Source organism: Enterobacter sp. Y17 (assembly GCF_019730495.1).
Classification (GTDB): domain Bacteria; phylum Pseudomonadota; class Gammaproteobacteria; order Enterobacterales; family Enterobacteriaceae; genus Enterobacter; species Enterobacter asburiae_B.
In genome coordinates this window covers 226,470-248,247 of the sequence record NZ_JAASKP010000001.1, presented here as the reverse complement: position 1 = coordinate 248,247, position 21,778 = coordinate 226,470, and the positions used below count along the sequence as shown (strand labels likewise).

The following is a 21,778-nucleotide window of genomic DNA, read 5'->3' as shown; positions in this document are numbered from 1 at the left end:
GTATGCCTGGTTTACGCTGAGTTTTGACTTTAAGGATTTTTGACGATGCAGCCCATTTCAGGTACGCCGCCACGCCCTCCGGGTGAAGGCCCCGTCACGCCAAACGTTGCCGGTGAACAACCGCTATCCACGCAACAGCGCACCGTGCTGGAGCGACTGATCACGCGCCTGATTGCGCTGACTTCACAGCAAAACGCGGAAGTCTGGGCCGGGGTAAAGCATGATTTAGGCGTGAGGAACGACGCACCGCTGCAGTCGCGCCATTTCCCTGCGGCCGAGCAAAACCTGAACCAGCGTATTAATACCGCGCAGCAGAACCACACCACGCGCCAGATTGTCGCTCAGCTGACAGAGCTGCTGGGCCAGGGTAATAACCGGCAGGCGGTGAGCGATTTTATTCGCCAGCAGTATGGTCAGACCGCGCTGGGCCAGCTGACGCCCGACCAGCTCAAAACCGTGCTGACCCTGCTGCAGAACAACGAGCTGTCTATCCCGCAGCCTCAGGTGCGCCCGGCGACCGAGCGTCCGCTGCTGCCTGCCGAGCACAACACGCTCAAGCAGATGGTGACGAAGCTGGCTGCGGCCACCGGCGAACCGACGAAGCTTATCTGGCAATCCATGCTGGAGCTGTCCGGCGTGAAGGCGGGTGAGTTAATACCGGCCAAACAGTTTACGCATCTGGTGACCTGGCTCCAGGCGCGCCAGACGCTCAGCACCCAGAATGCACCTACCCTGCATACCGTCCAGGCGGCACTGAAGCAGCCGCTTGAGCCGCACGAGTTTGAAGTCATTCGGGATTACGCCCAGCAAAACTGGCAGGCCACGCCGCAAACGGTTCTGACCACCGCGCAGGTGCAGGATCTACTCAATCAAATCTTCGTTCGCCGCGCCGAGCGTGAGGGCGGCGTGCCGGAGGTGAGAAACATTCAGCCGATCTACAGCCCGCTGTTTGCGCCGGTCGTGGAGACGTTCAGAACGCTCTCTGCGCGTCCGGGATTGATGTTTATTGCGTTACTGATTGCGCTGGCGATTTTCTGGCTGGTTGCCTGAGGTTTTGCCCGGTGGCGCTACGCTTACCGGGCCTAAAGCGGCTCGAACCGTAGGCCGGGTAAGGCACAGCCGCCACCCGGCAATAACGGCTCAAGTCCTGCGAAACGCCACCAGCGTCACCACGATCCCCACCACTGCGGAAACCGCACCGGCCAGAAAGACGGACGGATAACCAAACGAGGTGGCTAACACCCCGGCCAGCGGCCCGGTTACCCCGTATGAGATATCCTGAAAGGCCGCATAGCCGCCCAGCGCCGTACCGCGCACCTGTGGGGCCACGCGCTTCACCACTTCAACGCCCAGGGCCGGGAAGATCAGTGAACAGCCGCACCCGGTCAGCGCCGCACCAAGCAGCGCAACGGAGGCCACGGGTGCATTCCACAGCAGCAGCAGACCGATGGTTTCAATCACCAGCGACGCCACCGCCACCTTCACGCCGCCAAAGCGATCCGGCATCCAGCCGAAGAAAACGCGCATCAGCACAAACGCGCCGCCAAACGCGGTGAGCGTAAAACCGGCCATCGCCCAGCCGCGGCTCATAAAATAGAGCGAGACGAAGGTACCAATCACCGCAAAACCCACGCCCTGCAGCGCCAGGCCAAGTCCCGGCTGCCAGATTTGGCCGACCACGCTCCACAGGGAAGGACGCTCGCCTTTGTGCGCGGGCACCTTACGCACCGAGCCGTTAAACGCCCACGCCAGCAGGGGTAAAACCATGGTGGTGGCAGCCAGCGCCGCAAATCCAAACTGGCTATTGATCAGCAGCCCAAGCGGTGCGCCTGCGGCCAGCGCGCCATAGATGGCCATACCGTTCCAGGACATCACCTTGCCGGAGCGTGCCGGCCCCACCAGACCCATTCCCCAGGTCAGGGTGCCGGTCAGCAGCTGGCTTTCACCAAAGCCCAGGATTAAGCGGCCCAGCACCAGCAGCGCAAACTTATACGCGGCGTCTACCGGCAGGAGAGAAGCCAGCAGCCATGCGCCGCCCGCCAGCCCACAGGCAAACATCCCCTGTAGCGCCGAGCGTTTTGCACCGTGCTGATCCGCCAGCCGTCCGGCGTAACCGCGGGTCAATACCGTGGCTAAAAACTGAATGCCCACGGCAATGCCGACCATGGTGTTGCCATAGCCCAGCTCCTGATGAACGAACAGCGGGATCACCGGCAGCGGCAGGCCGACGGTCATATAGGTCAGAAATACCGCAAAAGCGATACGGAACAGCGAGACGTTCGCTGAAGGGGGTGTTTCTGTTTGAGTTACTGCAGTCATGCTTTACTCCGAAATGAAGAGTAAGGCGGGGAAATGCCACGCCCCCTCTACCTGATGATCAGGATTAAGGTGCGTTGGTTGACGTTAAACGCTTACGCATTATCGTGAGGATAATGTTGAGGGGTGAAGTTTGCCTGTGAGATCAGCCGCTTGTCAATGCATAAAAAAAGGGAGCCTTATGGCTCCCTTCCGGAATCAAACGTAAAACTTATGCTTTCAGCTTACGCATAACCAGCGTGGCGTTGGTGCCACCGAAGCCGAAGCTGTTTGACATGACGGTGGTCAGCGTCGCTTCCGTTGGTTTGGTCACGATGTTCAGGCCAGCAGCCTGCTCGTCCATCTCATCGATGTTGATGCTTGGCGCGATAAAGCCGTTTTCCAGCATCAGCAGAGAGTAGATCGCTTCCTGCACGCCAGCCGCACCCAGAGAGTGACCGGTCATGGCTTTGGTCGCAGAGATTGCCGGGCTGTTGTCGCCGAAGACTTCACGGATCGCACCCAGCTCTTTCACGTCGCCTACCGGAGTAGAGGTACCGTGGGAGTTCAGGTAGTCGATTGGGGTGTCAACGCCGTGCATCGCCATCTTCATGCAGCGCACCGCGCCTTCGCCGGATGGCGCAACCATGTCGGCGCCGTCAGACGTTGCACCGTAGCCCACGATTTCAGCGTAGATGTGCGCGCCACGTGCCAGGGCATGCTCCAGCTCTTCAACCACAACCATACCGCCGCCGCCAGCGATAACGAAACCGTCACGGTGCGCATCATAGGTACGGGAGGCTTTATCCGGGGTTTCATTGTACTTGGTGGACAGTGCGCCCATCGCGTCGAATTCACAGGCCATTTCCCAGCCCAGCTCTTCGCCGCCGCCAGCAAATACGATGTCCTGTTTACCCAGCTGGATCTGCTCAACAGCATTACCGATGCAGTGTGCGGAAGTCGCACACGCGGAGCTGATGGAGTAGTTCACACCGTGGATTTTGAATGGGGTCGCCAGGCACGCGGAAACCGCAGAACCCATAGCTTTGGTGACCACGTACGGACCTACAGCTTTCAGACCACGCGGGCTACGCATTGCGTCAGCGCCGAATACCTGCGCTTTTGATGAGCCGCCGGAACCGGCGATCAGACCCACGCGCGGGTTGTTCTGATAAACCTCTTCGCTCAGGCCGGAATCTTTGATCGCTTCCTGCATGGAGAGATAAGCATAAATAGAGGCATCGTTCATGAAACGAACCACTTTGCGGTCAATCAAACCGGTGGTGTCCAGTTTGACGTTACCCCATACGTGGCTACGCATACCTGAATCTTTAAACTCTTCAGAGAAAGTGATCCCGGAGCGTCCTTCACGCAGAGATGCCAGGACTTCCTGCTGGTTATTACCGATGCTGGAAACAATGCCCAGGCCAGTAATCACTGCACGTTTCATTCAATACCTCTGTAAGTCGCACTATAGTAAGTTTCGAGTCGCACAATAGCGTACACTTGTACGCCGAACAAGTCCGATCAGACATTTTCTGCGGAAATTTGCACCGATGGACTCACATCGTTAAGATCGTGCCACTGCCTGTCAGACGAGTAACTTACGTGAAACAAAACGCTATACAACCCGCCAACCTCGAATTCAACGCTGAGGGTACACCTGTTTCCCGAGATTTTGATGACGTCTATTTTTCTAATGATAACGGACTCGAAGAAACTCGCTATGTTTTCCTCGACGGAAACCAGCTCAGCACCCGCTTCCCGGAGCATCCGCGGAGCCTGTTTGTGGTCGCGGAAAGCGGATTCGGTACCGGGCTCAATTTTCTGACCCTCTGGCAGGCGTTTGACCAGTTTCACGCTGCCCACCCTGAGGCTACGCTACAAAGATTACATTTCATCAGTTTTGAAAAATTCCCGCTCACCGCGCACGATCTGCGGCTCGCTCATCAGCGCTGGCCAGAGCTTGCAGCCTGGGCGGAGCAGCTTCAGGCGCAGTGGCCACCCCACATCGGCGGCTGCCACCGTCTGATTCTGGACGGCGGACGCGTGACGCTGGATTTATGGCTTGGCGACATCAATGACCTGACCGATACGCTCGATGATTCGATGAATCAGACGGTGGACGCGTGGTTCCTTGACGGCTTTGCCCCCGCCAAAAACCCGGACATGTGGAGCCAGCATCTGTTTAGCGCGATGGCGCGGCTGGCGCGCCCGGGCGCAACGCTTGCCACCTTCACCTCGGCAGGCTTTGTCCGCCGCGGGCTGCAGGAGGCGGGCTTTACCATGCAGAAAACCAAAGGTTTTGGCCGCAAACGCGACATGCTGGTCGGCAGAATGGAGCAGACGCTGGATATCCCCGCAAGTGCCCCCTGGTTTGCACGCGGCGCCAGCGCATCCCGTGAGGTGGCGATAGTCGGCGGGGGGATCGCCAGCGCTCTGCTGTCTCTCGCGCTTCTCCACCGTGGCTGGCAGGTCACGCTCTACTGTGCTGACGACGCGCCAGCAAGCGGCGCATCCGGCAACCGCCAGGGTGCGCTCTATCCGCTTTTAAGCGCGCACGACCCGGCCCTGTTCCGGTTTTTCCCGGCGGCGTTTACCTTCGCTCGTCGCCTGTATGACGCCCTGCCGGTGGCGTTCGATCATGACTGGTGCGGCGTGACGCAGCTCGGCTGGGATGAAAAGAGCCAGCAAAAAATCACGCAGATGCTGTCACTGGGCCTGCCTGACGAGATTGCACGCGCGGTAAGTGCGCAAGAGGTGGCAGACACCGCTGGCGTGGAAACCGGGTGTGGGGGCATTCAGTATCCGCTCGGCGGCTGGCTGTGCCCGGCTGAACTGACCGCGGCGGTCATTGCGCTGGCGCAGTCGCGCGGGCTGACGGCGCATTATGCCCACAAGGTTGAATCGTTGAGCCGGACAGAACGCTGGAATCTGCGTTTTGCTGATGGCAAAGAGGCGAGCCATGCCAGCGTAGTGCTGGCAAACGGACATAACATCAGCCAGTTTATCCAGACAGAGTCATTGCCGGTTTATCCGGTCGGCGGCCAGGTAAGCCATATTCCTTCCGCGCCCAAACTGAGCAAACTGCGTCAGGTGCTGTGCTATGACGGCTATCTGACGCCGCAAAATCCGTCTAACGGCCACCACTGCATCGGGGCCAGCTATCATCGTGGCGAAACGGATATGCGCTACAGCGACGCGGATCAGACCCAGAACCGCCAGCGCCTGATTGACTGTTTCCCGGATGCGGCGTGGACGAGAGAGGTTGACGTCAGCGAGGGTGACGCGCGCTGCGGCGTGCGCTGCGCCACCCGCGATCATCTGCCGATGGTGGGAAATGTGCCTGACTACGACGCGACGCTTGAGGCCTACCAGGATATTGCTGATAACCGGGATAACGCGGTAAGCGCGCCGGTTTATCCGGAGCTGTTTATGCTGGGTGGATTAGGATCTCGCGGGCTCTGTTCCGCGCCGCTGCTGGCGGAAGTGTTAGCCGCGCAAATGAGCGGCGAGCCGATCCCGCTGGACAGGGTTACGCTTGCAGGGCTGAATCCGAATCGCTTGTGGGTACGGAAACTGCTGAAGGGGAAGAAGGTCAAGTAGGGTGCGGTCTGGTGCCCTCACCCTAACCCTCTCCCACAGGGAGAGGGGATATTCACAGGCCCGGTAAGCGCAGCGCCACCGGGTGAAATACGATGACTTAGCGTTTAGCCTGCTGGAACAAAGTGTCCCACATGCCTAACACCAGAGACTGATCGCGCGGCGAGAGCTCTCCGGCCTGAATGGCTTTCTCCAGACTGCGGGCCACTTCGGCGTGAACGGCGTCGGCAGAGTGATCGTCCCCCGCTTCCAGCTCGGCTACCGCGAGCGTCAGGTGACCACGCAGATAACCGCTGGCGAACAGCTCATCATCACTGGCGTGTTCCACCATGTCATCAATTAACGCCAGAATGCGTGATTCAAATTCTGCGATCATCTTCTTTCCTCTGTTAAAGATCTTCCGGCCAAGGGAAGCATTCCGCCGTGATAACCGGCGTGTGGTAATAATTCTGTAAGGCCTCGATCAGGCGTGCCGGACGTTCGGGGATGCCTTTCTCAAGATATTCCATCACCTGCGCGTGAACGCGGCGCTGGAAGACGATACGATCTGGCTCGAAGTCGCCTTCGAGGTTGTCACAGCTGACGTTGAACGGGAAACCCGCCGCGACGCAGAATAGCCATTCCAGCGCCTGCGGCTTCACTTCCACATCTTCAAACTGGCCCTGAGTGGCGGCATCACGTCCGTCCGGGCAGTACCAGTAGCCGAAGTCCACCAGCTCGCGCCGCGCTTTCCCCGCAATGCACCAGTGCGAAATCTCGTGCAAGCCGCTGGCATAAAAGCCGTGGGCAAAGACGATGCGGTTATACGGAACCTCCGCATCAGCAGGAAGATAGATCGGTTCGTCGTCGCCTTTAATCAGACGGGTATTAAAATCGTCAGCAAAACAGCCGTCGAAAATCTCAATCAGCTGTTCGTATTTATGCGTACTGTTCATTAGTGCATCCCCAACCAGGTGAGGATCTCCTGTCCATGGCTGTCATAAAGAAGTTTGGCGCTCATTACGGCCGAGACGATGACGATCATCGGGCGAATAAGTTTTTGTCCTTTGCTTAATACCAGACGCGAGCCCGCGCGCGCGCCCAGGAACTGCCCTGCCATCATCACAAATCCGGTTGCCCAGATAACCTTGCCGCCGATGATAAATAGCAGCAGGCCGCCGACGTTTGAGGTCGCGTTGAGCACTTTGGCATGGGCGGTGGATTTGGCGAGGTTAAAACCGGCCAGCGTCACGAACGCCAGCGCATAAAATGAACCCGCCCCCGGCCCGAAGAAACCGTCGTAAAAACCCACGCTGCCCCCGGCAATCAGGGCAAACGGCAGGCCGTACAGGCGACGCTGGCGGTCTTCTTCACCGAGCTTTGGCATCAGCAGGAAGTAAAGCCCGATGCAGATGACCAGAATCGGCAGGATCTGGCGCAAAATATCGGACTGCACGTGCTGAACCAGCAGCGCGCCCGACGTGGAGCCGATAAAGGTCATCAGGATATTGAGCTTCTGATCGGCAAGGCTCACCACCTTGCGGCGGATAAAATAGAGCGACGCCGAGAGCGAACCGCCGCAGGCCTGCAGCTTGTTGGTGGCAAGCGCCTGCGCCGGGCTCATGCCCGCCGCCAGCAGCGCGGGCACGGTTAACAACCCGCCGCCGCCCGCGAGCGCGTCGATAAAACCGGCCAGCATGGCCACAAAGAACAACACCACCAGCAGCAGCGGCGACACCATAAACAGATCGACGAAATTATCCATTAAAGTACATGCTCATCCAGTAGCGCCTGGCAGGAAGGCGGCAACGGAGGCGGTGTCTTCTTCTCAGGCTTAGAGGTTCCAGGTTTTGCCGGCTCAAACCAGCTTTGCAGTTCCGCACCGCAGCCATCGCCTGGCGGAGGTAGCGGCTGATCTTCACATTCCAGGCTATTCGCCGGGCAGCGCAGACGAACGTGCATGTGCGCACGATGCTGGAACCACGGGCGCACTTTGCGCAGCCAGTCGCGATCGGTTCCGGCGTCCAGGCAGAGCTGCTGCTTGATGGCCGGGTTGACGAAAATACGCGTGACGTCGTTATCTTCCGCGGCCAGCTTGATCATGCTGGATACGTCCCGCGTCCACAGGGACGGCACAACGCGCTTACCGTCGCTCGCCACCAGATCCAGCGCCTGCGGTTTCAGCAGTTGGGCGGAGGTCCAGCGCGTTTTCGGCAGCTGCAGGAAGATATCGACATCCAGTCCGGTCTGGTGGCTGGCGTGTCCACCGTTAAAGCGACCGCCGGCAGGCATCCCCATATCGCCAATCAGCATCGTGCCCAGCCCAAGGTTATGCACCTGGTTTCCCAGACGCTGGATGAACAGCACCAGATCCGGGTGGCCGAAATAACGTCGCTGATCGGTGCGCATCACCTGATAGGTATCAGACTGGAGAGGAAGCTCCTGGGCACCGACGATACAGCCGTTGGAAAAGGCGCCAATGGACTGCGCGCTCCCCGCCACCGGGTGGGTGATTTTTTGCCATGGCGTCGCGGCCAGACTGGCTCCACTGGCAAGCAGCGCCAGCAGAGCAATTGCGGTTTTTTTCATGTTTACCAGCGTGGAATGGTGGTCGTCACATCCGCATTCTGCGCGCGCTGGCGCAGGAAGTGATCCATCAGCACGATCGCCAGCATCGCTTCTGCGATCGGCACCGCGCGGATCCCCACGCACGGATCGTGACGTCCTTTGGTGATCATCTCAACTTCTTCGCCATCGCGGTTAATCGTGTGGCCCGGCACGGTGATGCTGGAAGTTGGCTTCAGCGCGATGTTGGCAACAATCTGCTGCCCGCTGCTGATACCGCCCAGGATGCCGCCCGCATGGTTGCTCTGGAAGCCCGCTTTCGTAATCTCATCACGGTTTTGGCTGCCGCGAAGCTGAACCACGTCAAAGCCGTCGCCAATCTCAACGCCCTTCACCGCGTTGATGCTCATCAGCGCGTGGGCAATGTCGGCGTCGAGACGGTCGAATACCGGCTCGCCCCAGCCAGCCGGGACGCCGTCTGCCACCACGGTCACTTTCGCGCCAATGGAGTCGCCCTCTTTTTTCAGGCCACGCATCAGTTCGTCCAGCGCCTCAAGCTTGTCGGCATCGGCGCAGAAGAACGGGTTTTGTTCAACCTGATCCCAGTCTTTGATCGCCAGCGGAATGTCGCCCATCTGGGTCAGACAGCCGCGGATAACGATGCCAAATTTCTGCTGCAGGTATTTCTTAGCAATCGCCCCTGCCGCCACGCGCATCGCGGTTTCACGCGCGGAAGAACGTCCGCCGCCGCGATAGTCGCGGAAGCCGTACTTTTGTTCGTAGGTGTAGTCGGCGTGGCCCGGACGGAAGACGTCTTTGATGGCGCCGTAGTCCTGGGAGCGCTGATCGGTGTTTTCGATCAGCAGGCCAATGCTGGTCCCGGTAGTGCGCCCTTCAAAGACGCCGGAGAGAATTTTGACCTGGTCCGGCTCGCGACGCTGCGTGGTGTAGCGAGAGGTGCCCGGGCGACGACGGTCGAGGTCGTGCTGTAAATCGGCTTCGGTCAGTTCGATGCCTGGCGGTACGCCATCAACGATACAGCCCAGCGCCAGCCCGTGCGACTCGCCAAAGGTGGTCACGCGGAATAACTGTCCAATACTGTTTCCTGCCATCACGGCTCCGATGTTGTAGTTTGTGTTTGAGCGTTGTGAAACGGGCCGAAGCCCGCTGGATTAATCTTTATAGATGCTGAAGTGTTCGCGCGCGTCGAGCAGCTGCGCTTTAGTCAGCATAAAGACGCCGTCACCGCCGTTGTCGAACTCAAGCCAGGTGAACGGCACATCCGGGTACTGCTCTATCAGATGTACCATGCTGTTGCCCACTTCACAAATCAGAACGCCGTCGTCGGTCAGGTAATCCGGCGCGCAGGCCAGAATGCGGCGGGTCAGCTTCAGGCCATCAGAGCCTGACGCCAGACCCAGCTCCGGCTCGTGACGGTATTCGTTCGGCAGATCGGACATGTCTTCAGCATCGACGTACGGCGGGTTGGTGACGATCAGATCGTACTGCAGCGTCGGCAGATCGCGGAACAGGTCGGAGCGAATTGGCGTAACGTGATGGATGAGCCCATGCTCTTCAATGTTGTGCTCGGTCACGGCCAGCGCGTCGGTAGAGATATCGACGGCGTCCACTTCCGCTTCCGGGAAGGCGTACGCGCAGGCGATGGCGATGCAGCCGCTGCCGGTACACATATCGAGAATGTGCTGCGGCTGATGGCCAATCAGACCGTCAAAGTGGTTGTTGATCAGCTCGCCAATCGGCGAGCGCGGCACCAGCACGCGTTCATCGACATAGAACTCGTGGCCGCAGAACCAGGCTTTGTTGGTCAGATAGGCGACCGGAATGCGCTCGTTCACGCGGCGGATCACGCGCTCAACGATGCGGTGTTTTTCGCTGGAAGTCAGGCGCGCGGTGCGCATGTCTTCCGGAATATCCAGCGGCAGGTAGAGAGACGGCAGCACCAGCTGCACGGCTTCATCCCACGGGTTATCGGTACCGTGACCGTACCAGATATTAGCGGCGCTGAAGCGGCTAACCGACCAGCGCAACATGTCCTGTATGGTATGCAGCTCGTTTACTGCTTCATCGACAAAAATTTTATCCACTCTTTCCTCCAGGGCATGCTCGCATAATTTTCGGCGGCTAGTTTGCCATGAAGACGGCGATAAATCAGCAATGACGCGTCTCGCTTGAGGTTAAAAAATGCGTTTAGTCGGGTACACTGTCGGAAATACGAGATGAGAATGACGAATGAAAAAGAAAACATCGCTCAGCGAGGAGGATCAGGCGCTCTTCCGTCAGCTGATGACCGGGACGCGTAAAATCACGCAGGACACCATCGTCCATCGCCCGCTGCGTAAAAAAATCAGCGAAGTACCGGTCAAGCGTCTTCTGCAGGAGCAGGCCGATAACAGCCACTATTTTTCAGATGAATTTCAGCCGCTGCTCAACACGCAAGGGGCTGTGAAGTACGTACGCGAAGACGTCAGCCATTTTGAGCTGAAAAAATTACGCCGCGGGGATTATTCGCCGGAGCTGTTTCTCGATCTGCACGGTTTAACGCAGATGCAGGCGAAACAAGAGCTGGGGGCGTTGATCGCCGCCTGTCGCCGTGAACATGTTTTTTGCGCCTGCGTGATGCACGGCCACGGTAAACATATCCTCAAGCAACAAACGCCGCTGTGGCTGGCTCAGCACCCACACGTAATGGCTTTTCATCAGGCACCGAAAGAGTACGGCGGAGATGCCGCGTTGCTGGTGTTGATTGAAGTGGAAGAGTGGCAGCCGCCAGAGTTGCCCTGACAGAATGGCGGGAAGCACATTGCGCCCCGCCATATCGCACGTCACGTCAGATAGCTTTTGCCATCTTCAGGTTGCACGGACTCATTTGCCAGTTGAAGACACCTTTGCCCGTTTCGTCGAGAGAAACATTGGCAATGGCGGATGTCGTGAACATCGGCGGGGTCTCGCCCGGGCACAGCTCAGAAACCAGATAGCCAACCAGTGGCAGGTGGGAAATGACCAGCGCGGAAGCGACACCTTCATTGCACAGCGCCTGAAGATAAGCGCTGACAAGGCCTACATCGCCACACGGGGTGAGTTCAGGGAGAACATCTACACTGGTCGGCAGGTTCATACACTCCCCTACCACATCCAGCGTCTGTTCTGCACGCAGGAACGGACTCACCAGAACGCGTTCGATGTCCACTTTTTGACCGTTAAGCCAGGTCGCCATCAGACGAGATTCGTCGCAGCCACAGACGGTCAAAGGACGTACTGAGTCACTGGCGGCATCGAGTGCCGCGTCGCCGTGACGCATGATAAAAACTTGCATATTGCACCGCTTTTGTTAACCAGAATCACCGGCGTTAACTACCCGCGATAAATGCTAAGAGGTAGAAAACCCGATGGCCGGGCATTGTGCCTGATCCATTCGGTGAATGAAACGCTGTTTTTTACCTCAATGGCGTAAGTATAGTCAATCTCTGTTTACAAAATCGCCAGAACAGGTCCATTCACTTCAGGATTTACCCTTCTTTGACCTCAGCTTACGAGGACAGTTTCCCTTGCAGGCCAAAATGTCTGGCCGCGTTCCGCCATCTGCAATAATTGGTCACACGGTGTAAAGCGTGGACCATATTGCGAAGCCAGACGTTGCAAGATAGCAACCACTTCACCCGCGCCGAGCGTATCCATGTAACGGAACGGGCCGCCAAGGAACGGCGGGAAACCAATGCCAAATACCGCGCCGATGTCACCATCGCGTGCACTCTTAATCACCTGCTCATCAAAGCAGCGCGCCGCTTCATTGAGCATCATCATCACGCAGCGCTCAGCGCACTGAACGGCGGACAGTTTTCCCTGACCTGTGGTCGAAATGAGTCCATATACCGAAGGGTCGACCTGTTTCCTGCTTTTACGCCCTTTCGCGCCGTAAAGATAGAAACCGCGTTCATTTTTTCTGCCTTTGCGATCGTCCTTCAAAATCGCAGAAACAATGTTTGCAGGTGGGCTAAAACGATCGCCATATGCAGCTTCCAGCACTGGTATAATTTTAGTGCCGGTGTCTATTCCCACCTCATCCAAAAGTTGGATTGGGCCAACGGGGAAACCAAACTTTACCAGCGCCTCGTCGACGTGCTCAATCTTCTCCCCTTCCGTCAGCAACCGCATTGCTTCATTAATGTAGGGAGCCAGAATGCGGTTGACGTAGAAGCCAGCTTTGTCCGCTACCACAATCGGGGTTTTGCCCTGTTTTTTCGCCAGCTTCACCACGGTGGCAACAGTTTGCGGGCTGGTAGTCGCGTGTGGAATAACTTCCACCAGCGGCATTTTTTCAACCGGGCTAAAGAAGTGCAGCCCAATCACCTGCTCCGGGCGGGCGGCTTTCGCAGCGATATCGCCAATCGGTAATGACGACGTATTGGAGGCAAAAATGGTATGCGGGGCGCAATGTTGCTCAACGTCTGCCACCATCTGCTGCTTAAGCGCCAGATCTTCAAACACGGCTTCAATCACCAGATCGCGGTGCGCAAAACCGCTGTAATCCGTCGTACCGGATATCATCGCCAGGGTTTTATCGCGCTCGCTTGCCTTGATATGGCGGCGCTTGACCTTTTGATCAAGGTTCTGCCAGCTGTACTGCAGCGCGTGGTTGATCCCCTTAGGATTAATGTCTTTGATTCGTACAGGCAATTTGCCTTTGCTGGCGGTAACAAAAGAGATTCCGCCACCCATGAGCCCCCCACCCAGTACGCCAATCGCACGCAGCGGCGCAGGCTGCGCCTCGCTGCCCGGATCCTTTTTCACGTCCGTGCTGGCGAAGAAGATGCTGCGCAGCGCCTGCGACTGCGGCGTCATCGCCAGTTCGCCAAAGGCTTTGGCCTCCGCGGCATAGCCGCTGCTGCTTCCCTGCGACAGCCCGGTCTCGATCACTTCGAGGATCCGCTTTGCCGCCGGGTAATTGCCTTTGGTTTTTTGTTCGGTCTTTTTGCCCACCATGTTGAACAGGAGCGTTCTTCCCAGCGGGCCGGCCAGCACGCGCTCACGTACCGGCAGGAGACGTTTTGCCTGACGCCCTTTCAGCGCAAGCTCAACGGCGGCCTCCAGCAAAATGGACTGCGGCACGACGTCATCGACCAGACTGGCTTTCAGCGCCTGACGGGCGCGCAGCTGTTTACCGGTTAATATCATCTCCAGCGCCGTGCTGACGCCGACCAGGCGCGGCAGCCTTTGCGTTCCGCCGGAGCCAGGCAGCAGGCCCAGCTGCACTTCCGGCAGACCCAGAATCGTTTTCGCATCGTCGGTGCAAATCCGGCTGTGACAGGCCAGCGCCAGCTCAAGCCCGCCGCCCAGACAGGCACCGTGGATCGCGGCAATGACCGGGATCGGCAGACCGTTGATCTCCGCCATCACCTGCTGGCCCTGACGCGCAAGCTCTTCGGCTTCCAGAGCGCTTTGCGCCCGGGCGATCATGTTGATATCCGCGCCGGCGATAAAGTTATCCGGCTTGGCAGAGATAAAGACCAGACCACGAATCGCTTTGTTGTCGCGGATCTGCTTTAGCATCGCGCGCACCTGAACACCAAATTCGGCCTTCAGGGTATTCATCTTTTCATCAGGCACATCGATCGTGATAACGGCCACGTTATCGAGGCGAACCGTCAGATTAAATGCAGATGGCATATCCATTATTCAGCCTCCAGAACCATTGCTGCGCCAAGGCCACCCGCCGCACAGGCGGTAACGAGGCCAAACCCGCCGCCACGGCGACGGAGTTCATGTAAAGTTTGCGTGATCATCCTCACCCCTGTGGCGGCAAATGGATGACCGTAGGCGATAGAGCCGCCCAGCACGTTAAATTTACTTTGATCCACTTCGCCTGTGGCATGGGCGCGGCCCAGCACATCGCGCGCGAAACGCTCGCTTGCCAGCAGCTGTACGTTTGCCAGGGTTTGCGCGGCAAACGCTTCATGCATATCAATCAGGGTTAAATCAGCCAGCGTCAGCCCCGCGCGCTCCAGCGCCAGCGGCGTGGACCACGCCGGACCTAACAGCATGTCCTGCCAGACATCAATGGCGGTGAAGGCATAGCTGCGTAGATAGCCCAGGGGAGTGATGCCCAGCTCCTTCGCGCGGGATTCGGTCATCAGGATCACGGCGGCGGCGCCATCCGTCAGCGGCGTACTGTTCGCCGCCGTCACCGAGCCGTGTTTGCGGTCAAACGCCGGGCGCAGTTTGGCGTAATCCGCCAGCGTTGAGGTGCCGCGAATATTGTTATCTTCCGCAAGCGGTTCACGGTAGGGGGGAATATAGGCGGTCATGACCTCGTCGGTCAGCTTGCCTTCCGACCAGGCTTTTGCCGCAAGCTGATGCGAGCGATGCGCCAGGGCATCCTGCTGTTCACGCGTAATGCCGTACGTTTTCGCCATCTGCTCGGCGGTATCGCCCATGCGCAGGCCGGTGGAGTATTCCGCGACGGCAGGTGGTACAGGCATGAGGTCGCGCAGGCGTAAACGCGAGAAGAGTTTGAGTTTCTGACCCGTCGTGCGGGCTTTATTGGCATCCACCAGGATGCGCGCCAGCTTTTTACTGACCCCAATTGGCAGCACCGAAGAGGAGTCCGCTCCACCCGCAATCCCGGCGCGAATAGTGCCCGCCATCAGGCTTTCAGCGACGTTAGCCACAGCCTGGAAGCTGGTTGCGCAGGCGCGGCTGACGCTGTAGGCATCGGTATGCACGTTCATCCCGGTACCGAGGACGATTTCACGCGCAATATTGGGGGCTTCAGGCATCTGCACGACCTGACCGAATACCAGCTGTTCGATGACCTCAGGCGGAATTTCGCTGCGAGCCAGCATCTCCCCCACTACCATTTTCCCCAAGTCGACGGCCGGTATGCCATGAAACGCCGTTGCCTGACGCGCAAATGGCGTGCGCAATCCACTGACTATGGCAATGCGATCGCCCTGACGGGTAATAAGCGGTAATGCCTGACTCATAACACTCCCCTGTAAAAAATTTTCGCAAACATAAAGTGGTCTGACCTGATAATAGTCTTAACCATTTTTTTACATTCAGCCAATCGGGGAAACGAAAAAGTGCGAGCTAAAACACAGAGAAGAAAAAGAAAATGCCCCCAAGGAAAAAGCAAAACGGTAACCCACAGGTTACCGTTTTTAGTGTTTGCACCCTCTCCCGTGGGAGAGGGCTGGGGGGAAGGGCATCAGGCCGCAGAGATTAACGCAGGCCCAGCTGGAAAATCAGCGTTTCTGCTTCGCAGGCGAAGACAAAGTCGATGTCCAGCTTCACGCCACCTTCCACTTCGGTAAAGGTCGACTTGATTTCACACGGATCGGATTCAACGTCACGCGCACGCTTGCTCAGCGCGGCCAGGGTCTCTTCCGCTTCGGCACGGTTGGTGAATACACGGCTGTAAGAGGCGGTGCAATCGGTGTTGTCCATGATGGTCCCAACATCCATACAGCAGCAAACCGGGGTTTCATCAGCACTGCATTTACTCATAGCTCAATTTCCTCTGTATTCGCGCAGCGCGCGAGATAGACACGATGCTGATATTTTACGCCCCGGCGCGGGCGCTCTCCAGCCGTTAATGGCGCAAAATCGGATAAGTGACCAATATCACACTAAAAAATGATCTAAAACAAAAACCACCCTTTTGGGTGAGTCGTGATGGTCACAATTTTGCCAACCAGATCTCGTTTCACGAAACATGTTTGAAAATATTAATAAACAAACTTGCAACATTCCGGCTGGTCAGACCTATACTCTGGCCACTGGTCTGATTTGTCTGTCATACCTCAGACCCTACACTTCGCGCTCCTGTTACGGTATGTAACAATTATTGAATAAAAATAACTCAATGAGGTTATGGTCATGAGCCAGAAAACCCTGTTCAACAAGACTGCGCTGGCAGTCGCAGTGGCACTCGTCTCCACTTCCGCCTGGTCAGCGGGCTTTCAGTTAAACGAATTTTCTTCCTCTGGCCTTGGCCGTGCGTATTCCGGGGAAGGCGCTATCGCTGATGATGCGGGTAACGCGAGTCGTAACCCCGCGTTGATCATGATGTTCGATCGTCCTACTTTCTCTGCCGGTGCGGTTTATATCGATCCTGATGTCAACGTTTCTGGTAAGTCGCCTTACACGGGTGCGAGCCTTAAAGCGGACAATATTGCCCCAACAGCATGGATCCCAAACCTGCACTTCGTTGCGCCTATCAACGAACAGTTTGGCTGGGGTGCATCCGTAACGTCTAACTACGGTCTGGCTACCGAGTTCAATAACAACTACCCGGCTGGTGAATACGGCGGTAAAACAGACCTTACTACGCTGAACCTCAACCTGAGCGGTGCGTATCGCCTGAACGATAACTGGAGTTTTGGCCTGGGCTTTGATGCCGTCTACGCTGATGCCAAGATCGAACGTTATTCCGGGGAACAGACTGCTCGCCTGCCTAAAAACAGCAATAAAATTGCCAGTCTTGAAGGTGATGAGTGGGGCTATGGCTGGAACGCCGGTATCCTGTACGAGCTGGACAAAAACAACCGCTGGGGCCTGACCTATCGTTCCGAAGTGAAAATTGACTTCGACGGCGACTACAAGAGCGGCATCCTGAAGCCTGTGAACAATCTGGTTCCAGGTGCGGGCACCACTATTCCTTGGGGAACGTCCAACCAGACCGTTCCGGGTTCACTGTCACTGCATTTGCCAGAAATGTGGGAAGTCTCCGGTTACAACCGCGTTGCACCACAGTGGGCTATTCACTATAGCCTGGCCTATACCAGCTGGAGCCAATTCCAGGAGCTGAAAGCGACCGGAACCAATGGTCAAACGCTGTTCTATAAGGACGAAAGCTTCCACGACGCCTATCGTATCGCGTTGGGTACCACCTACTACTACGATAAGAACTGGACTTTCCGCTCCGGTATCGCATTTGACGACAGCCCGGTTCCGGCAGACAAACGTTCCATTTCCATTCCGGATCAGGACCGCTTCTGGTTAAGTGCTGGTGCGACCTATGCGCTCAACGAAAATGCATCCATCGATGCGGGCGTATCTTATATGCACGGTCAGAAAGTAACGTTCAAGGAAGGTCCGTACGAGTTTACCTCTGAAGGTAAAGCCTGGCTGTTCGGTACGAACTTCAACTACGCGTTCTAATCGCGCTGGAATCAAAAAAGGTGAGCATTGCTCACCTTTTTTATTTACTCCGAATCGATATCTTTTAGTTCGTTTTCGATCGCCTTCGCGTTTGGATTCTCTTCCGGCTTCAGCTTACCGCCGTTGGCAATAAAGTCATGATTCTGGAAGTACGCTTCACGCACCATAATGTACGGATCAGAAGACTGGCGCAGCAGGCCATCAGAGTCGAGCAGTTGCGCGCGGGTTTCAATCCCTTCCACCGTCCATTTACCCACCGACAGCGGCCAGGTGAGCCACGACAGGACCGGATAGAGCGTATCCACCATATCGCCGCCATCATCACGGAGGGTGAAACTACCGTAGAACGGTAAATGCACGTACGGACCATACCCGACGCCATAGTGTCCCATCGTGCTGCCGAAACGGTGCGGTTGTTCACGCTGCAGTTTCTGGTTAGCCATACCTGCAACATCAATAAAGCCCCCCATACCCAGAATGGAGTTCAGGAAGAAGCGGGTAAAGTGGACCATCCCCTGATACGGGTCGCCCTGCAGGAAGTAGTTCACCATTACCGCAGGCTCTTCGAGGTTGCTGGTAAAGTTACTTAACCCGTTACGCGCAGGTTGTGGAACATAATCGCGCCATGCTACTGCCACCGGACGAACCACATACGGGTCCAGTACGTTGTAGTTGAAGCTATACATTGAGCGGTTAAATCCTTCGAGAGGATCGGAGCGTCCCGTTTGCTCACCGGAGCTGGCGCAGCCCACAAGCATCGTCGCGCCAAGCGCAAGCGCCGACAGCCGAAGTTTCATAAATATCTCCCTGTTCAGTATGGCTATCGTTGATTGCCATCCGTAACGGAGCCGTTGACGCTCCGTCTGTAAACGTGCAAGCGATTGTAACAGCACGTTTACCGATGTCTATGAGCACAATTACGGGCAGTAACCACCGTGACTCTGATCTCAGCATAGCCTGGCTTTTGGAATTCGTTTCGCTGGCAATTTTATAATGACTTTGAAAGAGATGTATCACCTTTGTTGTCATTGCCGCCAAATTAAGAGCATCCCCACAGGCATCCCGATAAAAGCCGCTACGCTTAACAGAAAGATCAACCTCCGGGAGCAGATATGAAAGATGTAGGCGAAGAAAAAATTGGCGAGAGCACTGAGGAGCTTGAAATTGAAAGCGAGGAGAAAGCGCGCGGCGAGAAGATAGAAATCGATGAAGATCGCCTCCCCTCCCGCGCAATGGCCATCCACGAGCATATACGCCAGGACGGTGAAAAAGAGATGGAGCGCGACGCGATGGCCCTCTTCTGGTCAGCCATCGCTGCCGGGCTATCAATGGGCGCATCTCTGCTTGCAAAAGGGATATTTCATGTACAGCTGGAAGGCGTACCCGGTGGATTTTTACTGGAAAACCTCGGCTATACCTTCGGCTTTATTATTGTCATCATGGCCCGCCAGCAGCTGTTTACCGAAAACACGGTGACCGCCGTTCTGCCGGTGATGCAAAACCCCACACTTGGTAATTTCGGTTTATTGATGCGGCTCTGGGGCGTGGTTCTGCTGGGTAATATCATCGGCACGGGCATCGCGGCATGGGCGTTTGAATATATGCCGATCTTTGATGAACCCACCCGGGATGCGTTTGTGAAAATCGGCATGGACGTAATGAAAAACACGCCGGTCGAGATGTTCTCAAACGCCATCATCTCAGGCTGGATTATCGCCACGATGGTCTGGATGTTTCCTTCAGCGGGAAGCGCCAAAATTGTGGTGATCATATTGATGACCTGGCTGATTGCGCTGGCGGACACCACGCATATTGTGGTCGGAACCGTTGAAATCCTCTATCTGGTCTTTAACGGTACGCTTCACTGGAGCGATTTCTTCTGGCCGTTTGCCCTTCCGACGCTGGCGGGAAACATTTGCGGCGGAACGTTTATCTTCGCGCTGTTAAGCCATGCCCAAATTCGTAACGACATGTCGAACAAACGCAAAGCTGAGCTTAAGGCACGGGAAAATGATGATAAATCGACAAAAAAATCGACCTGAATGGTGACTCTTTGAGCAGTCAGGCGGCGATGTGCTTAACGCAAAGTGTAAATAAGGCTATACTCGTGCCGCCTCGTCCCCTTAGTTAAATGGATATAACGAGCCCCTCCTAAGGGCTAGTTGCAGGTTCGATTCCTGCAGGGGACACTTTAACCTCCCGCTTTTTCCAGCACATTCGTCTGTCTACCGCCAGAATTCACTGAGCAGAAGAATCCTGTTTTATTTGAGCGTAACGCGTTGCCAGCTGTTTAAGACGCAACTCCAGTTGAGTCTTTTCTGCTTCAGGAAGCGCATCTCCTGCTGGATGCTGTGACAGGCGTCTGAGTTGTTCTTCAGCCGGTATCGTCTGGTTAAATGACTGTATAGTCGAAAAAACTACCGATTTAAGCTCGCTTACCGTGATGTATTTTCCTTTTTGCTCGTCCAGACTACTCAGCCGATGACTCAGTTGCTGAAGCGTCATCATTCCCTGATACCAGCTGTTCATTGCGTCGACAGGTAACGCTGCCGCGTTAAATTTTTGCTGCCACTGCATTGTGAGCGGTTTCGCCTCCTCCGGCCATAATGTCTGGAGCTGCTTTAACAGCTGAAGGCTGTAGGAAAGATTCCAGTCAGGAGGCAGTTTATCCAGGCGGGCAAGCTGCTGCTGCGTGTCTGTGATAAACGTGGACGGTAAAGTACCTCGCAGTGTTAACGCGTCTTGCTGCACAGGCGTGAGCACTTCAGGTAACGGAGCCAGAGAGGCAAAAGCCTGAGTCGCCAGGGGGTCGGGTCTGGACAAAGAAGCCCATCCCCACGCCACAGCGAAGCACACCACCAGTGTGGAACACATCCCGGTAATAAAGGGCTTCCACTGTCTGACAGGCACGGGGGCTGTCGTACGATCCTCCCCATTCGGCTGATTTTCCTGATGCACAACATATACCCATTTCACTTCTTCGATCGGTTCGGCTTTCTCCAGAGTCGATTCGCTATCGGGCTTCATGTTCACATTCAAATCGGACGTGTCATTACTGCTTTCCAGCCGTTCAGCACTTGAACGTATCAACGTTCGTAACGTATCGAACTGGCTAAGGTGTTTAAGCTCAAGGCGCTGGAGCACCGCGCTCAGGCTGGTAAGTAACGCTTCAGCACGATAAAGCTCACTAAGATGGCTGCTGTTGAATGGCAGCATACGCATGCGCTGCTGCAGGCGCTGGCTAAGGCCGCTAAGGATTTCCATACGAGCGTGTTGCGTCTTCGGCCATAAGATGTCCCACTGGTGGCTAATCAGGGCCTCCAGAATCGCCAGCCCTTCATTCAGGCCAGCTAATCCAGACAGGTGAGTACGAGCAAGGGTGTACCAGGCTGCTGTCTGCAACTCCACACCGTTCTGTTCAAACATTGAGAGACAGAGTCTTTGGACATATTGCCAGTTCACATCAGGGCGAGCAGGATGTGTAAGCTTACTGAGTTCGTCGCGGAGGGCGGCATAATCTGGCAGCGTACGCGGGTCGCCGCCGGTTTTTAACGTTATATGTGTGGTCATTCTGCAGGGCCTGCATATCCGTGTCGGTTAATTTCGTCAGTTGATGTGTAAGGCAGTTTTGCGTGTAGAAACGCAATGACGAATAAAGGAATGAATGTTATTGCTATGACAGCAGCGCTAAAATCAGATCGAAAAAAACACCTTCATCAAATAATTTTCCTGACTGAGGTAATGTATCAGGGGGAGTAAACATCCAGTCATTTACGCTCCCCACCCGCATGAACAGGCGTCCTTGAGAAATCGCGCTGTACCCGGAAAAAAAAGTCACCTCGACACAGCCTGCAACTCCCTGTCCATACAGAAATATCGGCATAAACTTAACCGCCCGGTTACCATAACGCAGGACAATACCGGAAATATCAAAAGCCCCGCCCTCCACTAGCAGGTCAGGAACGTATACCGTCAGTGGCTCTGCATTCAGTCCGGTATCTGACAGCCACGCGTCCATTTGCTCCTGAAGCTGAGCCATTCGCATGCGAAACTCTGCAATATCGGCCTGACTCTTGCTAACTGCGGGAACAGGTGAAGGTTGTCGCGCCTGCAACTTCTTCATGAACTGTGATTTTACTGACATGGTGTTAACTGA

Annotated in this window: 20 protein-coding genes and 1 tRNA gene; 6 read left to right on the top strand and 15 right to left on the bottom strand. The window is 56.2% G+C overall.

Annotation, left to right across the window (positions count from 1 at the left end; translation table 11 throughout):
* Positions 1–45: 45 nt before the first annotated feature.
* On the top strand, positions 46–1,050 hold the full coding sequence (gene flk / locus HCH49_RS01120; RefSeq protein ID WP_029740201.1) for a flagella biosynthesis regulator Flk: 1,005 nt from the start codon (positions 46–48) through the stop codon (positions 1,048–1,050).
* 90 nt (positions 1,051–1,140) lie between these two features.
* Here flk and HCH49_RS01115 read toward each other — a convergent pair whose 3' ends face one another.
* Positions 1,141–2,319 (bottom strand): MFS transporter, encoded by a 1,179-nt coding sequence (locus HCH49_RS01115; protein WP_221702022.1) that lies wholly within the window; start codon positions 2,317–2,319, stop codon positions 1,141–1,143.
* A 208-nt stretch (positions 2,320–2,527) separates the two neighbouring features.
* Positions 2,528–3,745 carry a beta-ketoacyl-ACP synthase I gene (gene fabB, locus HCH49_RS01110; RefSeq protein WP_023336433.1) on the bottom strand — a complete coding sequence of 406 codons (1,218 nt, stop codon included), beginning with the start codon at positions 3,743–3,745 and terminating at the stop codon, positions 2,528–2,530.
* A gap of 158 nt (positions 3,746–3,903) precedes the next feature.
* On the opposite strand from fabB, the gene mnmC reads away from it, so the two are divergent.
* Entirely contained in the window at positions 3,904–5,901 is a 1,998-nt protein-coding gene (mnmC, locus tag HCH49_RS01105) for a bifunctional tRNA (5-methylaminomethyl-2-thiouridine)(34)-methyltransferase MnmD/FAD-dependent 5-carboxymethylaminomethyl-2-thiouridine(34) oxidoreductase MnmC (RefSeq protein WP_221702021.1), read from the top strand.
* A gap of 97 nt (positions 5,902–5,998) precedes the next feature.
* Here the strand turns inward: mnmC and HCH49_RS01100 are convergent, their stop codons facing one another.
* Genes HCH49_RS01100 through prmB form a run of 6 tightly spaced genes read right to left on the bottom strand, consistent with a single transcriptional unit; the run spans position 5,999 to position 10,547 of the window.
* Entirely contained in the window at positions 5,999–6,274 is a 276-nt protein-coding gene (locus tag HCH49_RS01100) for a YfcL family protein (RefSeq protein ID WP_032659220.1), read from the bottom strand.
* Positions 6,275–6,287: 13 nt separating this feature from the next.
* A complete protein-coding gene (locus HCH49_RS01095; RefSeq protein WP_033146101.1) occupies positions 6,288–6,833 on the bottom strand; it encodes an elongation factor P hydroxylase in 546 nt (181 codons plus the stop codon).
* Positions 6,833–7,642, bottom strand: coding sequence for a sulfite exporter TauE/SafE family protein (locus tag HCH49_RS01090; RefSeq protein WP_038417370.1), 810 nt, complete (start codon positions 7,640–7,642; stop codon positions 6,833–6,835). The genes HCH49_RS01095 and HCH49_RS01090 overlap by 1 nt, the downstream gene beginning before the upstream one ends.
* Positions 7,642–8,466, bottom strand: coding sequence for a penicillin-insensitive murein endopeptidase (gene mepA, locus HCH49_RS01085; RefSeq protein ID WP_024908935.1), 825 nt, complete (start codon positions 8,464–8,466; stop codon positions 7,642–7,644). The genes HCH49_RS01090 and mepA overlap by 1 nt, the downstream gene beginning before the upstream one ends.
* 2 nt (positions 8,467–8,468) lie before the next feature.
* Entirely contained in the window at positions 8,469–9,554 is a 1,086-nt protein-coding gene (gene aroC, locus HCH49_RS01080) for a chorismate synthase (RefSeq protein ID WP_029742149.1), read from the bottom strand.
* 60 nt (positions 9,555–9,614) lie between these two features.
* Positions 9,615–10,547 carry a 50S ribosomal protein L3 N(5)-glutamine methyltransferase gene (gene prmB / locus HCH49_RS01075; RefSeq protein WP_039023972.1) on the bottom strand — a complete coding sequence of 311 codons (933 nt, stop codon included), beginning with the start codon at positions 10,545–10,547 and terminating at the stop codon, positions 9,615–9,617.
* Positions 10,548–10,692: 145 nt separating this feature from the next.
* Here prmB and smrB point away from each other — a divergent pair, with 145 nt between their 5' ends.
* Entirely contained in the window at positions 10,693–11,244 is a 552-nt protein-coding gene (gene smrB, locus HCH49_RS01070; RefSeq protein WP_033146105.1) for an endonuclease SmrB, read from the top strand.
* 46 nt (positions 11,245–11,290) lie between these two features.
* On the opposite strand, the gene sixA is transcribed toward smrB, so the two are convergent.
* The 4 genes from sixA to HCH49_RS01050 all read right to left on the bottom strand — a co-directional run bounded on the left by sixA (position 11,291) and on the right by HCH49_RS01050 (position 15,966).
* A complete protein-coding gene (gene sixA, locus HCH49_RS01065) occupies positions 11,291–11,776 on the bottom strand; it encodes a phosphohistidine phosphatase SixA (protein ID WP_032659231.1) in 486 nt (161 codons plus the stop codon).
* Positions 11,777–11,985: 209 nt separating this feature from the next.
* Positions 11,986–14,133 carry a fatty acid oxidation complex subunit alpha FadJ gene (gene fadJ / locus HCH49_RS01060; RefSeq protein WP_221702020.1) on the bottom strand — a complete coding sequence of 716 codons (2,148 nt, stop codon included), beginning with the start codon at positions 14,131–14,133 and terminating at the stop codon, positions 11,986–11,988.
* Complete coding sequence (gene fadI, locus HCH49_RS01055; protein WP_221702018.1) at positions 14,133–15,443, bottom strand: acetyl-CoA C-acyltransferase FadI; 1,311 nt, start codon at positions 15,441–15,443, stop codon at positions 14,133–14,135. The genes fadJ and fadI overlap by 1 nt, the downstream gene beginning before the upstream one ends.
* A gap of 238 nt (positions 15,444–15,681) precedes the next feature.
* Positions 15,682–15,966 (bottom strand): YfcZ/YiiS family protein, encoded by a 285-nt coding sequence (locus HCH49_RS01050; protein WP_023336445.1) that lies wholly within the window; start codon positions 15,964–15,966, stop codon positions 15,682–15,684.
* Between the two features lie 372 nt (positions 15,967–16,338).
* Here HCH49_RS01050 and fadL point away from each other — a divergent pair, with 372 nt between their 5' ends.
* On the top strand, positions 16,339–17,622 hold the full coding sequence (fadL, locus tag HCH49_RS01045) for a long-chain fatty acid transporter FadL (protein WP_033146109.1): 1,284 nt from the start codon (positions 16,339–16,341) through the stop codon (positions 17,620–17,622).
* Positions 17,623–17,666: 44 nt separating this feature from the next.
* Here fadL and mlaA read toward each other — a convergent pair whose 3' ends face one another.
* Positions 17,667–18,419 carry a phospholipid-binding lipoprotein MlaA gene (gene mlaA / locus HCH49_RS01040; protein ID WP_023312585.1) on the bottom strand — a complete coding sequence of 251 codons (753 nt, stop codon included), beginning with the start codon at positions 18,417–18,419 and terminating at the stop codon, positions 17,667–17,669.
* Positions 18,420–18,734: 315 nt separating this feature from the next.
* On the opposite strand from mlaA, the gene HCH49_RS01035 reads away from it, so the two are divergent.
* Together HCH49_RS01035 and HCH49_RS01030 are read left to right on the top strand one after the other, a co-directional pair.
* Positions 18,735–19,664 carry a formate/nitrite transporter family protein gene (locus HCH49_RS01035; protein ID WP_221702014.1) on the top strand — a complete coding sequence of 310 codons (930 nt, stop codon included), beginning with the start codon at positions 18,735–18,737 and terminating at the stop codon, positions 19,662–19,664.
* 75 nt (positions 19,665–19,739) lie between these two features.
* Positions 19,740–19,811 (top strand) — tRNA-Arg (locus HCH49_RS01030).
* A 49-nt stretch (positions 19,812–19,860) separates the two neighbouring features.
* On the opposite strand, the gene HCH49_RS01025 is transcribed toward HCH49_RS01030, so the two are convergent.
* A complete protein-coding gene (locus HCH49_RS01025; RefSeq protein ID WP_126327511.1) occupies positions 19,861–21,192 on the bottom strand; it encodes a VasL domain-containing protein in 1,332 nt (443 codons plus the stop codon).
* Positions 21,193–21,295: 103 nt separating this feature from the next.
* A complete protein-coding gene (locus HCH49_RS01020; protein ID WP_221702013.1) occupies positions 21,296–21,766 on the bottom strand; it encodes a hypothetical protein in 471 nt (156 codons plus the stop codon).
* Positions 21,767–21,778: the final 12 nt, after the last annotated feature.